Source organism: Mesorhizobium sp. GbtcB19, from assembly GCF_019091085.1.
Taxonomy (GTDB): domain Bacteria; phylum Pseudomonadota; class Alphaproteobacteria; order Rhizobiales; family Rhizobiaceae; genus Mesorhizobium.
On record NZ_JAGXJY010000043.1, the window covers coordinates 1 to 13,307 of the forward strand.

Annotated in this window: 15 protein-coding genes; 7 read left to right on the top strand and 8 right to left on the bottom strand. The window is 65.1% G+C overall.

The genetic code is table 11. The annotated features are described in order from the left end of the window. Positions 1-216: 216 nt before the first annotated feature. From KVT37_RS31290 to KVT37_RS31310, 6 genes are all read right to left on the bottom strand, one after another. Positions 217-1,464, bottom strand: coding sequence for an RNA polymerase sigma factor (locus tag KVT37_RS31290; protein ID WP_217578883.1), 1,248 nt, complete (start codon positions 1,462-1,464; stop codon positions 217-219). Positions 1,465-1,471: 7 nt separating this feature from the next. Continuing rightward, a complete protein-coding gene (locus KVT37_RS31295; RefSeq protein WP_217578884.1) occupies positions 1,472-1,840 on the bottom strand; it encodes a YciI family protein in 369 nt (122 codons plus the stop codon). A 107-nt stretch (positions 1,841-1,947) separates the two neighbouring features. Beyond that, a complete protein-coding gene (locus tag KVT37_RS31300) occupies positions 1,948-3,651 on the bottom strand; it encodes an SDR family oxidoreductase (protein WP_217578885.1) in 1,704 nt (567 codons plus the stop codon). A gap of 14 nt (positions 3,652-3,665) precedes the next feature. Next, positions 3,666-4,118 (bottom strand): thiol-disulfide oxidoreductase DCC family protein, encoded by a 453-nt coding sequence (locus tag KVT37_RS31305; protein WP_217578886.1) that lies wholly within the window; start codon positions 4,116-4,118, stop codon positions 3,666-3,668. A gap of 67 nt (positions 4,119-4,185) precedes the next feature. Continuing rightward, positions 4,186-4,311, bottom strand: coding sequence for a hypothetical protein (locus KVT37_RS33910; RefSeq protein WP_306797041.1), 126 nt, complete (start codon positions 4,309-4,311; stop codon positions 4,186-4,188). Between the two features lie 2 nt (positions 4,312-4,313). Further along, positions 4,314-4,460, bottom strand: a complete 147-nt coding sequence (locus KVT37_RS31310; protein ID WP_108702809.1) for a hypothetical protein — start codon at positions 4,458-4,460, stop codon at positions 4,314-4,316. 365 nt (positions 4,461-4,825) lie between these two features. Here KVT37_RS31310 and KVT37_RS31315 point away from each other — a divergent pair, with 365 nt between their 5' ends. Together KVT37_RS31315 and ligD are read left to right on the top strand one after the other, a co-directional pair. After that, complete coding sequence (locus KVT37_RS31315; protein WP_217578887.1) at positions 4,826-5,692, top strand: Ku protein; 867 nt, start codon at positions 4,826-4,828, stop codon at positions 5,690-5,692. A gap of 12 nt (positions 5,693-5,704) precedes the next feature. Next, positions 5,705-8,206, top strand: a complete 2,502-nt coding sequence (gene ligD, locus KVT37_RS31320) for a DNA ligase D (protein WP_217578888.1) — start codon at positions 5,705-5,707, stop codon at positions 8,204-8,206. 229 nt (positions 8,207-8,435) lie between these two features. Here ligD and KVT37_RS31325 read toward each other — a convergent pair whose 3' ends face one another. Then, complete coding sequence (locus KVT37_RS31325; protein WP_217578889.1) at positions 8,436-9,110, bottom strand: helix-turn-helix transcriptional regulator; 675 nt, start codon at positions 9,108-9,110, stop codon at positions 8,436-8,438. Between the two features lie 170 nt (positions 9,111-9,280). Here KVT37_RS31325 and KVT37_RS31330 point away from each other — a divergent pair, with 170 nt between their 5' ends. After that, the gene (locus KVT37_RS31330; RefSeq protein WP_217578890.1) at positions 9,281-9,649 is read left to right on the top strand and encodes an NIPSNAP family protein; all 369 of its coding nucleotides are present in this window, start codon (positions 9,281-9,283) and stop codon (positions 9,647-9,649) included. Then, on the top strand, positions 9,646-9,990 hold the full coding sequence (locus tag KVT37_RS31335; RefSeq protein WP_217578891.1) for an antibiotic biosynthesis monooxygenase: 345 nt from the start codon (positions 9,646-9,648) through the stop codon (positions 9,988-9,990). Before KVT37_RS31330 ends, KVT37_RS31335 begins: the two co-directional genes overlap by 4 nt. On the opposite strand, the gene mbfA is transcribed toward KVT37_RS31335, so the two are convergent. Then, complete coding sequence (gene mbfA / locus KVT37_RS31340; protein WP_217578892.1) at positions 9,987-10,970, bottom strand: iron exporter MbfA; 984 nt, start codon at positions 10,968-10,970, stop codon at positions 9,987-9,989. The two genes, KVT37_RS31335 and mbfA, sit on opposite strands and share 4 nt — an antisense overlap. A 180-nt stretch (positions 10,971-11,150) precedes the next feature. Here mbfA and KVT37_RS31345 point away from each other — a divergent pair, with 180 nt between their 5' ends. The 3 genes from KVT37_RS31345 (at position 11,151) to KVT37_RS31355 (ending at position 13,271) form a co-directional block, all read left to right on the top strand. Continuing rightward, a complete protein-coding gene (locus KVT37_RS31345; RefSeq protein WP_217578893.1) occupies positions 11,151-11,474 on the top strand; it encodes a hypothetical protein in 324 nt (107 codons plus the stop codon). Between the two features lie 315 nt (positions 11,475-11,789). Next, a complete protein-coding gene (locus tag KVT37_RS31350) occupies positions 11,790-12,767 on the top strand; it encodes a threonine/serine dehydratase (protein WP_217578894.1) in 978 nt (325 codons plus the stop codon). A 129-nt stretch (positions 12,768-12,896) separates the two neighbouring features. Continuing rightward, entirely contained in the window at positions 12,897-13,271 is a 375-nt protein-coding gene (locus KVT37_RS31355) for a hypothetical protein (RefSeq protein ID WP_217578895.1), read from the top strand. Positions 13,272-13,307 lie beyond the last annotated feature (36 nt).

Here is a 13,307-nt window from a genome sequence, read left to right on the forward strand (position 1 = left end):
CTGTCCGAAAGGACGACCAGGATCCACTCGGTCTCCTTCCCACTTCAACCATACACCAGAACCAACACACAGGATCCCAAGGTCTCCGCGACGCCGCTTCGCGGCTGCTTCGCCCAGGGATGACGAGTTTGGCAGGCTTCCGCCAATCCCCAGCGTTTGCGCCGATCCCCCGGAAAGTGTGGTGAAGTCTGCCCACCGGCAAATGGCAACCTTGCCCTAATTCCCGACAAGCTTGGCCTTCTCGCCCTGCAGGAAACGCCGCAGGGCCGGGTCGCGCTCGAGGCCGATCGCCTGGTCGTAGGCCTCGGCGGCGTATTTGATGTTGCCAATCCTGGCCAGCAGCCCGGCGCGGGCGGCCCAATAGGGCTGGTAGTCCTGCAGCCGCTTGTCCTCGCCCAGCACATAGAGCGCCGCCAATCCAGCCGGGGCGCCCTCGGTTTCGGCGATCGCCACCGCGCGGTTGATCGCCACCACCGGTGAGCCGGCGACGGCGAGCAGCGCGTCGTAGAGCTGGCGGATCGCCGCCCAGTCGGTGCCGCTGCCGCGCCGGCGCGCCGTGTGGGCGGACTGCACGGCGGCTTCCAGCTGGTAGCGGCCGATGATTTTTCTTTGCGCGGCGCGCACCAGCAAGGCTTCCGCCTCGTCGATCAGGCTGTCATCCCAGAGCGCGATATCCTGCTCGGCAAGCGGCACGAAGTCCCCTTCCGGGCCGCGCCTCGCCGCGCGGCGCGCCTCGGCGAAAAGCATCAGCGCCAGCAGTCCGAGCGCCTCGGGCTCGTCCGGCATCAGCGAGGCGACCAGCCGTCCGAGCCAGATGCCTTCGGTGGCGAGGTTGCGCCGCCTGGTGTCGGTTCCGGTCGCATCCGCCCAGCCTTCGGCGAAGGTGGCGTAGATCGCTTCCAGCACCGAGCCCAGCCGGTGGCCGAGCTCCGCCTGCTCCGGCACGCGGAACGGGATCCCGGTCTCGCGGATGCGCGCCTTGGCCCGCACCAGACGCTGGCCCATCGTCGCCGGCGAAACCAGGAAGGCCGAGGCGATCGTCGCGGCGTCGAAGCCGAGGATGGTCTGCAGGATCAACGGCGCGCGCACGCTGGCCTCGATTGCCGGATGGGCGCAGGCAAACATCAGCCGCAACCGGTCGTCGGGCAGTTCCTCGCCGTTCACGCGCGCCTCCATCTCCTCGGCGATCAGCTGCAGATGATCGCGCGCCGCCTCGCCGGTCAGCCGGCGCCGCACCGCGTCCACATCGCGCCGTCGCGCCACGGAGAGCAGCCAGGCCTCCGGCTGCGCCGGCACGCCGGTTCGCGGCCAGCGTTCGAGCGCGGCCGCGAAGGCATCGGCCAGCGCGTCCTCGGCACCGGCGACGTCGCGCGTGCGGGCCGCCAGCCAGGCGACCAGCTTGCCGTAGCTGCGCCGGGCGGCTACTTCGGCCGCCGCCCGCGCGATATCCGAGCGATCATCCATCGCGGAATTACTCCGCCGCTATGTACTCGGCCATTTCCCAGATCGGCCGTACCTCGACCGTGCCGGTGCTTGCCGCCGGGCAGCGCGCCGCCCATTCGATGGCCGTGTCGATGTCGGCCGCCTCGATCATGTAGAAACCGGCGAGCTGCTCCTTGGTGTCGGCATAGGGGCCGTCGAGCACATTGGTCTTGCTGCCGGCCAGCCGCACCTGGGTGGCCGCCTGGGTCGGCCGCAGCCTGTCGCCGGCGAGCCAGGCGCCCGATTTGTGCAGCGCTTCGGTATAGGCGCCATACGCCGCGAGCACCTGCTGGGTCTGCTCTTTCGGTGCATTCGCCATCGCTTTCTCGTCATTGTAGATCAAAAGCATGTATCGCATGGTTCTTCTCCCGTTTTCTGAAGGCCGCTTCGTCGCGTGCCGACCTATGTCGTGCGGCGCCGACCGATTTCGACAGGCGCCCGAAATTTTTTGCCGCTCCTCCCAAATCACTCGGCCGGAACAAGGTGCGGAACTTTGCTTGGTGCCTGGCGCAAAGCGGGTTCCAGCCAGCCGCGATAGCGCACGATCAGCCCGGCGACCGGATGCGCTATCTCGACATGGAAGCGGAAGCGGCCGTCCTCGACGGTTTCGTAGGCGTTCGAGCGCGGGCAAAGCCACATCGGCAGCGGCAGGCCGAGCAGGCTCCAGCGGCGCAGCACGAGACGGAGCCGATTGCCGTCGACGACCACCGCCATGGCGAAGCTGAGCGGGCCGAAGCTTTCGCAAAGCAGCCGCTCCGAGCGGCCGCACCCGGCAAACTGCCGGCTGGAAAAGCTCATCGTTCCGAAAGTCCGCGTCCAGGTCTCGCCGTCCTTGCCGATGTCGAAGCCGACTTTGACCAGGACATCCGTCCCGGCGGCTGGAAAACCGATCAGCCGCGCCGCAAGCCGGCTAAGCATGCCGCTGCCGCGCTCGACGCTGGCGCGGCCTTGCGCCATTGCCGCTCCCTCATGCATGGCACGGATTTCGGTGGGGAGGCCTTTCCAGGCATCGCCGAGCAGGTCGGGATAGAGGCCCTTGGCCTCGCTGTCGTCCCTGAAGCCGGTATGGATCGTCTTGCTGGCGAACAGCCTCTCATAGTCCTCGAGCTCGACGTCGTGCACCGCCGCCCGCGCGCCCGGCACCGGCATGCGGCCGTCGAGCGCCTTGCGGATGATCGCCTCGACCGCCATGGAAGGGATCAGCGGCCCGTCATCGCCCTCGGCCAAAAGGTGCCAGGACCGCCTGGCCGGCCCGCCGGTCGCGTCGACGCCATCGACCGCGACGAACATGCCGCCGCGATGCTCGCCCCAGGACAGCCGGTTGGTCGCCCAATGCATCAGCGGCGCCAGCGGCGACAGCGAACGGACGAGGCCGGCGCGGACGAGCCAGGCCAGGCCGATCAGCGCCCGGTGCAGCACCTCCGGCACCGGGCCGGCGCCCATCCAGATCGTGCTCGCTTCCGGCCACAGCGCCTGCAGCGCCCGCAAATCCGGCACGTCGACCAGCGAGAACAAGGTGTTCGTCACCGGCACACGTCCGGGCGGTGCGATCGTATAGCGCATCTGCTCGGTGAGCGGGTACCCCACGGCCTGCTTGCCGTCCCGCAGTCGCACCGGCCGGCCGGCATAGCTTGCAATGGCACGAATGACGTTCTCGCCGACGCCGGCGAAAGGCGACGGCGCGATGCCGCCGCGAATGCTGTCGACACGCGCCATTTCGGCCGAAAGACGCCGCACCACCGCTGCCGTCAGCACCGGAAAACTCGACACGCCGGAGAGCACCATCACGCCGGCCGCCTTGGCAGCTGGATCGAAGGCCGACACCCCGTCTACGAATTCCGAGCCGTCAGCCAGATCGAGATAGTGGATACGCGCATCGATGCAGGCCTCGATCAGCCGGTAGCGCCCCTCGCCATAGGCCTGGAACGGACCGCTGGCGTCGACGACGATGTCGGGCCGCATGTCGGTGAGTTGCGTGCGAAGGTCGCCATCGCGGTCGAACATCGCCGGCACGAGCCTGGCCTTGGTGCCGCCCCGCCCTTTGCAATAGGCGTCGGCCTTGCCGAGCGAGCGGCCAGCGACGAGCAACTCCAGCCGCGGCTCATTCTCCAGCAGCTGCACGATACGTCCGCCGAAGGTGCCATAGCCGCCGACGATCAGAAGCTTCATTTGAACCTCCGATCTCAGCTGACCAGCCGCTGCCGCAGTTCGGCCGATGGGATCTCGCAACTGTCCTTGCGGCCGAACAGCGCGTAGCGGTTCCTGGCAACGCGGTCGTAGAGCCAGTCGCGCAGCGGCCGAGGCAGGATGAGCAGCGCCTTTGCCGCGCGCCACGGCCAGCCGAGCGCGGCCATGACGGCGACGAAACTGTCGAGCTTGGTGAAAGCCGCGTCGTCGATGATGGCAAGGTTGCTGTCGTAATCGTCGGTCGGCAGGCCGTGCTGGCGAAACAGCGCCTCGCCGAGCGGCGACTGCGCCGTGGCGAAACGGAAGCGCTTTTTCCGGTCGAGTTTCAGGATGAGCTGGACGAAGCCTGAACAGAACACGCAGACGCCGTCGAAGACGATCAGCGGGTATCGGACGTCATAGGCCTGGCTCGGAGAGGCGGAACGGTTCGGTTCGGGCAGGTCGGTCATGGCGGCCCCGGCTGCTTGTGACCCTAGACACTAAGCTAGGGGGACACTAAGCCAGCCGGCGGCGGCGTCAAAGTCGCGGCGTTGTCGCACGCCAGTTGGCGGCGAGCACGAGGCGCTCGGCGCGGTAGGTGGTGGCGCGCTGGTCGGCGGCCGGCCGGCAGATGCGGCTGTGGTGACCTCGTTCGCGGGTCATGATCAGTTCGCGCTCACGCCCAGCGAGTTGCCGCGGCGGGCGCAGGCCGGCCCCGGGCCGCGCATGTAATAGCGCTCCGGCCGATAGGTCGGCGCGACGAATTCGCGAATGGCGGCGGCGTAGCCGGCGATGTGGTTCCAGAAGTTCATTTTACCTGTCCCTGTCCCGCTTTCGGATGTCCCGTCCGAATTGTTCGAGAGCATAGCGTCGAGGCGTGAATAGTCGGTGAACGTGATGTTAATTTCTGGTCCGAAACTCGTCGCATCGTGGCCGGATTGCGGCTGATTCGGGGTCTTTCAGTGCCTTTCGTCGCCATTCCGCTGCGTGTGACTTTTGCATCACATATGTTTCGTTCCGATGTCGCTTCGGCGCGCTTCTGTTTCACGTGCGGGCGGCACCGGGAAATTTCATTGCGTGCCGTCGGTGACACGGGCCCGGTCCCTCGCGGAACCGAGCAAGCCTCCACCCGTTGCGGTAGGATCGCGTCGCGCAGAAGTTACCCGGGGAGTTCGCAATGGCACCACGCCCGGCCTGGAAGGGCTATCTCAAACTGTCGCTGGTCACATGCGCCATCGAGCTGACCAACGTCGTCACCCATGCCGAAAAAGTCTCGTTCCGCATCCTCAACCGCAAGACCGGCAACACCGTCAAACGCATCTATGTCGATGCCGGGACCGGCAAGCCGCTGGAAGAGGGTGACGAGATCAAGGGCTATGAGGTGAGCGACGGCGACTTCGTCCACATCGAGGAGGACGAGATCGAGGCGGTGCAGATCGAATCCTCGCACACGATGAGCCTCGACGGCTTCGTCGAGAAATCCTCGATCGAGCAGATTTATCTCGACACGCCCTATTACGTCTCGCCTGCCGACAAGGTCTCCGAGGAAGCCTTTGCCGTCATTCGCGACGCGATGGCGGCGGGGAAGATGGCAGGGCTGGCACGTATCGTGCTCTACCAGCGCGAGCGCCCGGTGGTGATCGAGCCGCTCGGCAAGGGCATGGTGCTGACCACCTTGCGCTACGACGACACGGTGCGGCGGCCGGCGACGGTGTTCGAGGACATTGCGGCCGCCAAGACCGACAAGGAGATGATCGACCTCGCCCAGCACATCATCGACGGCAAGAAAACGAAGTTCGATCCGTCGAAATTCGACGACCGCTACGAGGATGCGCTGCTCGAGCTGATCCGCGCCAAGAAGGCCGGCAAGAAGGCGCCCAAGGCCAAGGCGCCGCCCAAGCCGTCCAATGTGGTCAACCTGTTCGACGCGCTGAAGAAGAGCTTGAACGCGGAGGGCGGCGGTAAAGCCGGCAAATCTTCCTCGAAGGCGACGACCGTACGAGCGAAGGCCAAAGCTTCTGCGCTGAAGCGCAAATCCGCATAGGAGAATGGCGGCATGGCCGGCCTCGAGCAATATCACGCCAAGCGCGATTTCAAGAAAACCGCCGAGCCGGCCGGCAAGGTTGGCAAACAGAAGCAGGGCGGCGGCATCTTCGTCGTCCAGAAGCACGCCGCGACGCGGCTCCATTACGATTTCCGGCTGGAGCATGACGGCGTGCTGTGGAGCTGGGCGGTGACGCGCGGCCCGAGCCTCGATCCGCACGAGAAGCGGCTGGCCGTGCATGTCGAGGATCACCCGCTCGATTACGCCTCCTTCGAAGGCACCATTCCGAAGGGGCAGTATGGCGGCGGCGCGGTCATCGTCTGGGACGAAGGCAAGTGGATACCGGACGGCGATCCGGCCACGGGCATGAGGAAGGGCCATATCGATTTCGAGCTGGAAGGCCACAAGCTCAACGGCCGCTGGCATCTGGTCAGGCTCAAGCCGCGTCCCGGCGAAAAGCGCGACAACTGGCTGCTGATCAAGTCCGACGATGCCGCCGCCCGTCCCGGCGAGGATGTTCTTGCGGACGAACCGAAATCGGTGAAGTCGGGCCTGACCATCGAGGAGGTCGGCCAAGGCAAGGCTGCCAAAGGTGAAAAGCCGAAGGTCTGGCAATCGAACAAACCGGCCGCCGGCAAGGCCAAGGCCGGCCAGGCCAGGCGCCTCGACTTCATAGAGCCGCAGCTGGCAACGCTGGAAAAGGATGCGCCGGCTGGCGAAGACTGGCTGCACGAGGTAAAATTCGACGGCTATCGCATGCAGGCGCAGATCGCCGGCAGCGACGTCAGGCTGCTCACCCGCGCCGGCCTAGACTGGACGGATAAATTCGACGGTCCGGTGACGGCGGCGCTTGGCAAGCTGAAATGTCGCGACGCCATCTTCGACGGTGAGATCGTGGTACTGGCCGACAGCGGCGTGTCGTCCTTCCCGCTGCTGCAGGCGGACCTCTCGGCGCGCCGCGCCGATCGCTTCGTCTACTATGTGTTCGACCTGATGCGGCTCGACGGCAAGGATTTGCGCCGTGAGCCGCTGGTCGAGCGCAAGCAGGCTCTGGCCGAACTGCTCGGCGAGCAGCCTGAAAATTCGGCGCTGCGCCTCAGCGATCATTTCCACGAGCCCGGCAAGGTCATGCTGCAGCATGTCTGCCGCATGGGCCTGGAAGGCGTGGTGTCGAAGCGCGCCGATGCGCCCTATCGCAGCGGGCGAGGGCTCTCTTGGATCAAGTCGAAATGCACGCTCAGGCAGGAATTCGTCATCGGCGGCTATCTGCCTTCGGACAAGACGGGGCGGGGCGTGCGCTCGCTTCTCGTGGGCTATTACGAAGGCGGCAAGCTCAACTATGCCGGCCGCGTCGGCACCGGTTTTTCCGGCAAGGTGGCGACGGACCTCAAGAAGAAGCTCGACGGCCTCAAGGCCGACAAGTCGCCCTTCTCGGCCGCCGTGCCGAAGGGCAAGGGCCTCACCTTCGTCAAGCCGGAGCTTGTCGGCGAGGTGGAGTTCCGCAGCTGGACATCCGACGATATAATCCGCCATGCTTCGTTCCAGGGGCTGCGCGAGGACAAGCCGGCGGAGGAAGTCGTGCAGGAACAGCCGAAGAAAGCCGCAACCGAAGCAAAGCCGGGTGGCAAGGCCGCGCCGGAAACCTCGGCCGGAACAGCAAAAACCTCGGTAAAACTCTCGCATCCAGACAAGCTGCTCTGGCCCGACGAGAAAGTTTCCAAGCAAGACCTGCTCGATCACTACGCGCTGGTCTGGCCGCGCATGGAGCAATTCGTCGTCAACCGGCCGTTGAGTTTGGTGCGCGCGCCGGACGGCATCCACGGCCAGCGCTTCTTCCAGAAGCATGCCTCGCCCGGCATGAGCGACAAGATCGCGCGAATGAAGGATCCGACCGATGGCGAGGAAATCCTGTTCATCAAGGATTTCGACGGGCTCGCGGCACTTGTCCAGTACGGCGTGGTCGAGGTCCATATCTGGGGCTGCACCCTCGATGCGCTGGAAAAGCCGGATCAGATCATCTTCGACCTCGACCCGGATGAGGGCGTCGACGTCGGCAAAGTGCGCGAGGCGGCGCTCGACATCCACAAAAAGCTCGACGAACTGGCAATGCCCAATTTGGTCAAGACCTCCGGCGGCAAGGGCTATCACGTGCTGGTGCCGCTGAAACCCTCGGCGGACTGGGACGCGGTCAAGGATTTTGCCCATGATTTCGCCCGCGCGCTGGAGCAGGCCGCGCCAGACCGCTACACGGCAACGCTGTCGAAGAAGGCGCGCACCGGAAAGATCTTCGTCGACTATCTGCGCAACGGCCGCGGCTCGACCACGGTCGCGCCCTATTCCTCACGCGCCAAGAAGGGCGCCACGATATCGATGCCGGTGACCTGGCCGGAGCTCGAAAAGGGCCTCGCGCCGAATGCATTCCCTCTGGGGGACGAGACGACGCTGAACCAGTTGAAGAAGGCCGACCCGTGGAAGGAGTTCTTCAAGCTGGGGAAGGCGCTGAAGCGAGGGTGAGCCTGTGCGGAAGCATTGCTACGCCGCGTTCCTTCACACCCCCCTCTGGCCTGCCGGCCATCTCCCCCGCAAGGGGGGAGATTGAACGCTCAGCCGGTTTCGCCAACCTCCAACGTTGCAAGAATGGCGGAGCGCCAGAACTGCCAATCTCCCCCCTTGCGGGGGAGATGCCCGGCAGGGCAGAGGGGGGTGCCTCGCGCCGACATTGCGCGTTACGGGCACCGGGGCTTCAAGCCAAAAACATCCTCTCGAACTCCTGCCGGCCCTTCGGCGAGAACACCACGGCGCGGCTGTCCTTCTCGCGGCGCGCCCATTTCTCGGCGATAATCTTGTCGAGGATGGCGGCGCCCAGCGTGCCGGCGAGGTGCGAACGCCGCACGCTCCAGTCGAGGCAGGCGCGGCACACCGGCCGCCGCGCCTTGGCATGGATGTCGATACCGAGGGCCGTGAAATGCGAGGCGCCGGAAGGCGCCAGCCTGATCTCGTTGTCCTCGCGCAGCAAAAGTTTCCTGTCGAAGAGCCGGTCGAGCATCGCCACCGCCTGCTCGCCGGCGAGATGGTCGTAGCAGACCCGCGCCACCCGCATGGCCGCGTCGCGCGGGCCGGGCCGCACCCGCTTCGGGCCGACCGCCTCGGCGACACCGATGATCGCCTCGATCATGCCGGCCACCTGCGCGCTGGCGAGACCGTAATAGCGGTGCCTGCCCTGGCTCGCCAAAGTCAGCAGCCCGCCCTCCATCAGTTTCGACAGATGCGAGGACGCGGTGGGCAGCGACACGCCGGCTTCGAGCGCCAGCTCCGACGCGGTCAGCGCTGTGCCACCCATCAGGGCGTTGAGCATATTGGCACGGGCCGGGTCGCCGACCAGGCTGGCGATGCGGGCGATATCGGGTCCTTCACGCATGGTTCGATCCTCATCGAAGCATTCCCGCCAGGAAAGCACTATTCTGGGGTCATCTCAAGTAGCCGAGGCAAACACTCCTGACAGGAGAATGCCTAGCACAGAGGCGCAAGCGATGTTTCGACCACGGTCGAAGCATCGTTGTGCGAAAGCCAACCGACGAGGAGACCGACATGACCATCACCTGCTTCATCCGCTACGAGATCGACCCGTTCGGCAAGGCCGCCTTCGAGCAATATGCGCGCGCCTGGGGCCAGGCCATTCCGCGTTGCGGCGCCGAGCTGATCGGCTACTACGCGCCGCACGAAGGCTCGGCCACCACGGCCTATGCCGCCTACAACATCGAGAGCCTCGCGGCCTACGAGGCCTATCGCGCACGGCTTGCGGCCGACCCGGCCGGCAAGGCAAATTACGAATTCGCGCGGCGCGAGAAATTCATCCTCAAGGAGGACCGCGTCTTCCTGAAGCTGGTGTCCGGGCCGCACGGTCCGCGCCAGGTTTTCAGGACCGACGTGACCGTGAGCGAAGGGATAGAGGCATGATCGCAGTCATCTTCGAGGTGGAGCCGGCGGAGGGAAAGCGCGATGCCTATCTCGGCATCGCCGCCGAGCTTCGGCCATTGCTCGACGGCATCGATGGCTTCATCTCGATCGAGCGCTTCCAGAGCCTCGTCGACCCGAAGCGTGTGCTCTCGCTGTCCTTCTGGCGCGACGAGCAAGCGGTGAAGGCCTGGCGCAATACCGAGGAGCATCGCCAGGCGCAGAAGGCGGGCCGCAGCGGTATCTTTGCCGGCTACCGTCTGCGCATAGCCCATGTCGTGCGCGACTATGGGCTGACGGAGAGAGCCGAGGCGCCGGCGGATAGTCGCGTCGTCAACGGTTAGGCGTTGCCTATGAGCACGCCGGCTCCGAACACCAGCGCGCCGCCCAGCACCACCTGGAAGGCGGCGCGCCAGAAGGGCGTCTGCATGTAGCGGTTCTGGACGAAAGCGATCGCCCAGAGCTCGAAGAACACCACCACGGCGGCGACCGCCGTGGCCGTCCAGAAATGGGGAATGAGATAGGGCAGCGCGTGGCCGAGTCCGCCCAATGTCGTCATCAGGCCGACCGTCAGCCCGCGCTTGATCGGCGAGCCGCGGCCCGACAGCTTGCCGTCGTCGGAGGCGACCTCGGTAAAACCCATCGAGATGCCGGCGCCGATCGAGGCGGCAAGGCCGACCAGCAGCGTCTGCCAGGTGTCATGCGTGGCGAAGGCGGCGGCGAAGATCGGCGCCAGCGTCGACACCGATCCGTCCATCAGTCCGGCAAGCCCCGGCTGCACATAGGTGAGGATGAACTGGCGCTGTTCGGCGGTCGCTTCCTCGATCTTGATCTCGCCCGGGACATGCTCCTGCTCCAGCTGATGCGCCGAGCTTTCATGACCCTGCTCGGCCACCGCGAGGTCGTCGAGCAGTTTGCGGGTCGAGGCGTCGGTGGTGCGCTTGGCCGCCGCGACGTAGAAACGATAGGCCTGCTGCTCCATCGCCTCGGCCTGCCGCCTGACATGCTCGATGCCGAGCGGCCTGACCAGCCAGTCGGGCTTGCGCTCGAAATAACCCCTCACATGCTCGCGGCGGATCAGCGGAATGCGCTCACCGAAGCGCTTGCGGTAAAGCTCGATGAGCGAATCGCGATGGCCGTCCTCTTCCTCGGCCATTGCCTCGAACACTTTCGCCGATTGCGGAAAGTCTTCCGCCAGCCCATCGGCATAGGCGCGGTAGATGCGCCCGTCATCCTCCTCGGAAGAGATCGCCAGCGCCAGGATCTCCTGCTCCGACAGCGAATCGAACGAACGGCGGCCGAAGCCGAAAACACGGGAAAGCATGATGGGGTCACTCTAGTTTAGAATAGTTCTAAACTAGGATCTTGGTCGCCGGTCGTCAATTGCCGGCGACGCGGACGCGCTCGCAAATGGTTGATCCAGCGCGCTTGCGTTCGCCCTTCATTATTGCCGAATGTTCGCCTATATAGATGACGATAGCCGACATTGAAGGAGACCAACCGAATGACGGACAAGAAGCCGCCGCACGCATTCGATGCGAAACCCGTTCTCGACCTCATCGCCAGCATCGAGGCCGACCTGCAGCGCCTGAAGGGCCTTGTCGAGGAACAGCTCGAAAAATTCGATCCCGCCAACCCGCACAACAAGACGCCGGACGGCAAGCTGACCGAGGAAGGCGCGGAATGCTGCTACCGCATGTTCGACGACGGCAAGTCGCGCTACACGGTTTCCCAGCAGATGAAGATCTCCTTCGCCGCCGCCACCCACCGCTTCAACACCTGGCGCAAGCTGGGTGGCAACAAGCGGGCGAAGACGCTGCTGGGGTAAGTGGTCGCCGACAGGGCGCAATGTCGGCGGGACAGCGCCCCCCTCTGGCCTGCCGACCATCTCCCCCACGAGGGGGGAGATTAGCTGTTTCGGGTGCCCCGCTCATTCTTGCGACCCAGGAGATTGGCGAAAGCCGGCGTGACGTCTGATCTCCCCCCTCGTGGGGGAGATGTCCGGTAGGACAGAGGGGGGCGCGATGGAACGTCAACTTCCAAAACTGCCAAACCAACATTGTCTCCATCACATTTTTTCGTTGGCGCGCCGGGATGGTTTCCGTGCACCATGGCGGTCCCTGCGCTGAACGAGGCCCCCGCCATGACCGTCCTCCCCGGCATCTCAGATATCCGCGCCGCCGCCGCGCGGCTTTCCGGCCTGACCGTCGAAACGCCGCTGATCGAATCGCCCGAGCTCAACAAGCGCTATGGCGGCCGCATCCTGTTCAAGCCCGAGACGCTGCAGCGCACCGGGTCGTTCAAGATCCGCGGCGCCTACAACAAGCTGTCAACGTTGAGCGAAGAAGAACGCAGCCGTGGCGTCGTCGCTTTCTCGTCGGGCAATCATGCGCAAGGCGTGGCGGCCTCGGCCGCGATCTTCGGCGTCAAGGCGGTCATCGCCATGCCGGCCGACGCGCCGGCGCTGAAGATCGGCAACGTCCGCAAGATGGGCGCCGAGGTCGTGCCGTTCGACCGCTTCAAGGACGACCGCATGACGGTCGTGCGCCCCTATATCGAACAGGGCATGGCGCTGGTGCCGCCCTTCGACGATCCGGCCATCATCGCCGGCCAGGGCACGATCGGGCTGGAACTGATGCGGCAGGCGAAGGCCCTCGGCGTGACACTCGATGCCGTCGTCGTCCCTTGCGGCGGCGGCGGCCTGTCGAGCGGCATCTCCGTCGCCGTCAAGGACGCCTCGCCGCAGACCGCCGTCTGGGCGGTGGAGCCCGAACATTTCGACGACACGCGCCGCTCGCTGGCCAAGGGCGAAAGGGTCGCGAACGAACCTGGACACAGCTCGATCTGCGATGCGATCCTCACCGCCGAGCCGGGCCTGATAACCTTCGAGATCAACCGCCGCAATCTCGCTGGCGCCATCGCCGTCTCCGACAAGGCGGTCGCCCAGGCGATGCGCGACGCCATGGCCCATCTCAAGCTGGTGGTCGAACCGGGCGGCTGCGTCGCGCTTGCCGCGCTCGCCTCCGGCGAGATCGACCTCGCCGGCAAATGCGTCGCCGTGGTGCTGTCCGGCGGCAATGTCGATTTCAGCACTTATGCCGAGATCATGGCCGCGGCCTGATTGAGCTTTGCTCAATTGGACAAGCCGCCGGCGTTTAAGTATTGATCGGCGTAGGCATAGCAAAGATGTTGAGTAACTATCGCGCTGTCGATCTACCTTGCCACGAGGAGAAAACTGACTGGCCATGGGGTGAACAATGCCGGAGATGGCAACCTCACCCTTCTCGACAGGGGTCTTTTCCTGCTCTTCGTCAAGCTTGAGCGAGCACAACGCCTGAAATCCTTTGAAGCCGTTGAAGCGGCGGTTCAGTCTATCGAGAGGTGCACGAATTCCATCGGAAAGCGCCATCTGGCGCTGTTTGCCTATGCGTATGTCTATTTTTCAGATGGCACTCCGAAAATGACCGAACGCCACGAGATCCTGGAGGGTGAGGGCGTCCGGAAAGTAAAGGAGTACAGACGAGCCGTCACCGACGAAGAGATTGCCATCGCCGTCTGGGCTCAGGTCAAGCTCAACCGGTATGAGAGCAGTTTTCGACGCGCGTTACATGCTCATCCACGCTAGGCCGTGACCCATAAATCTGCCGGGCGGACGGCTTGG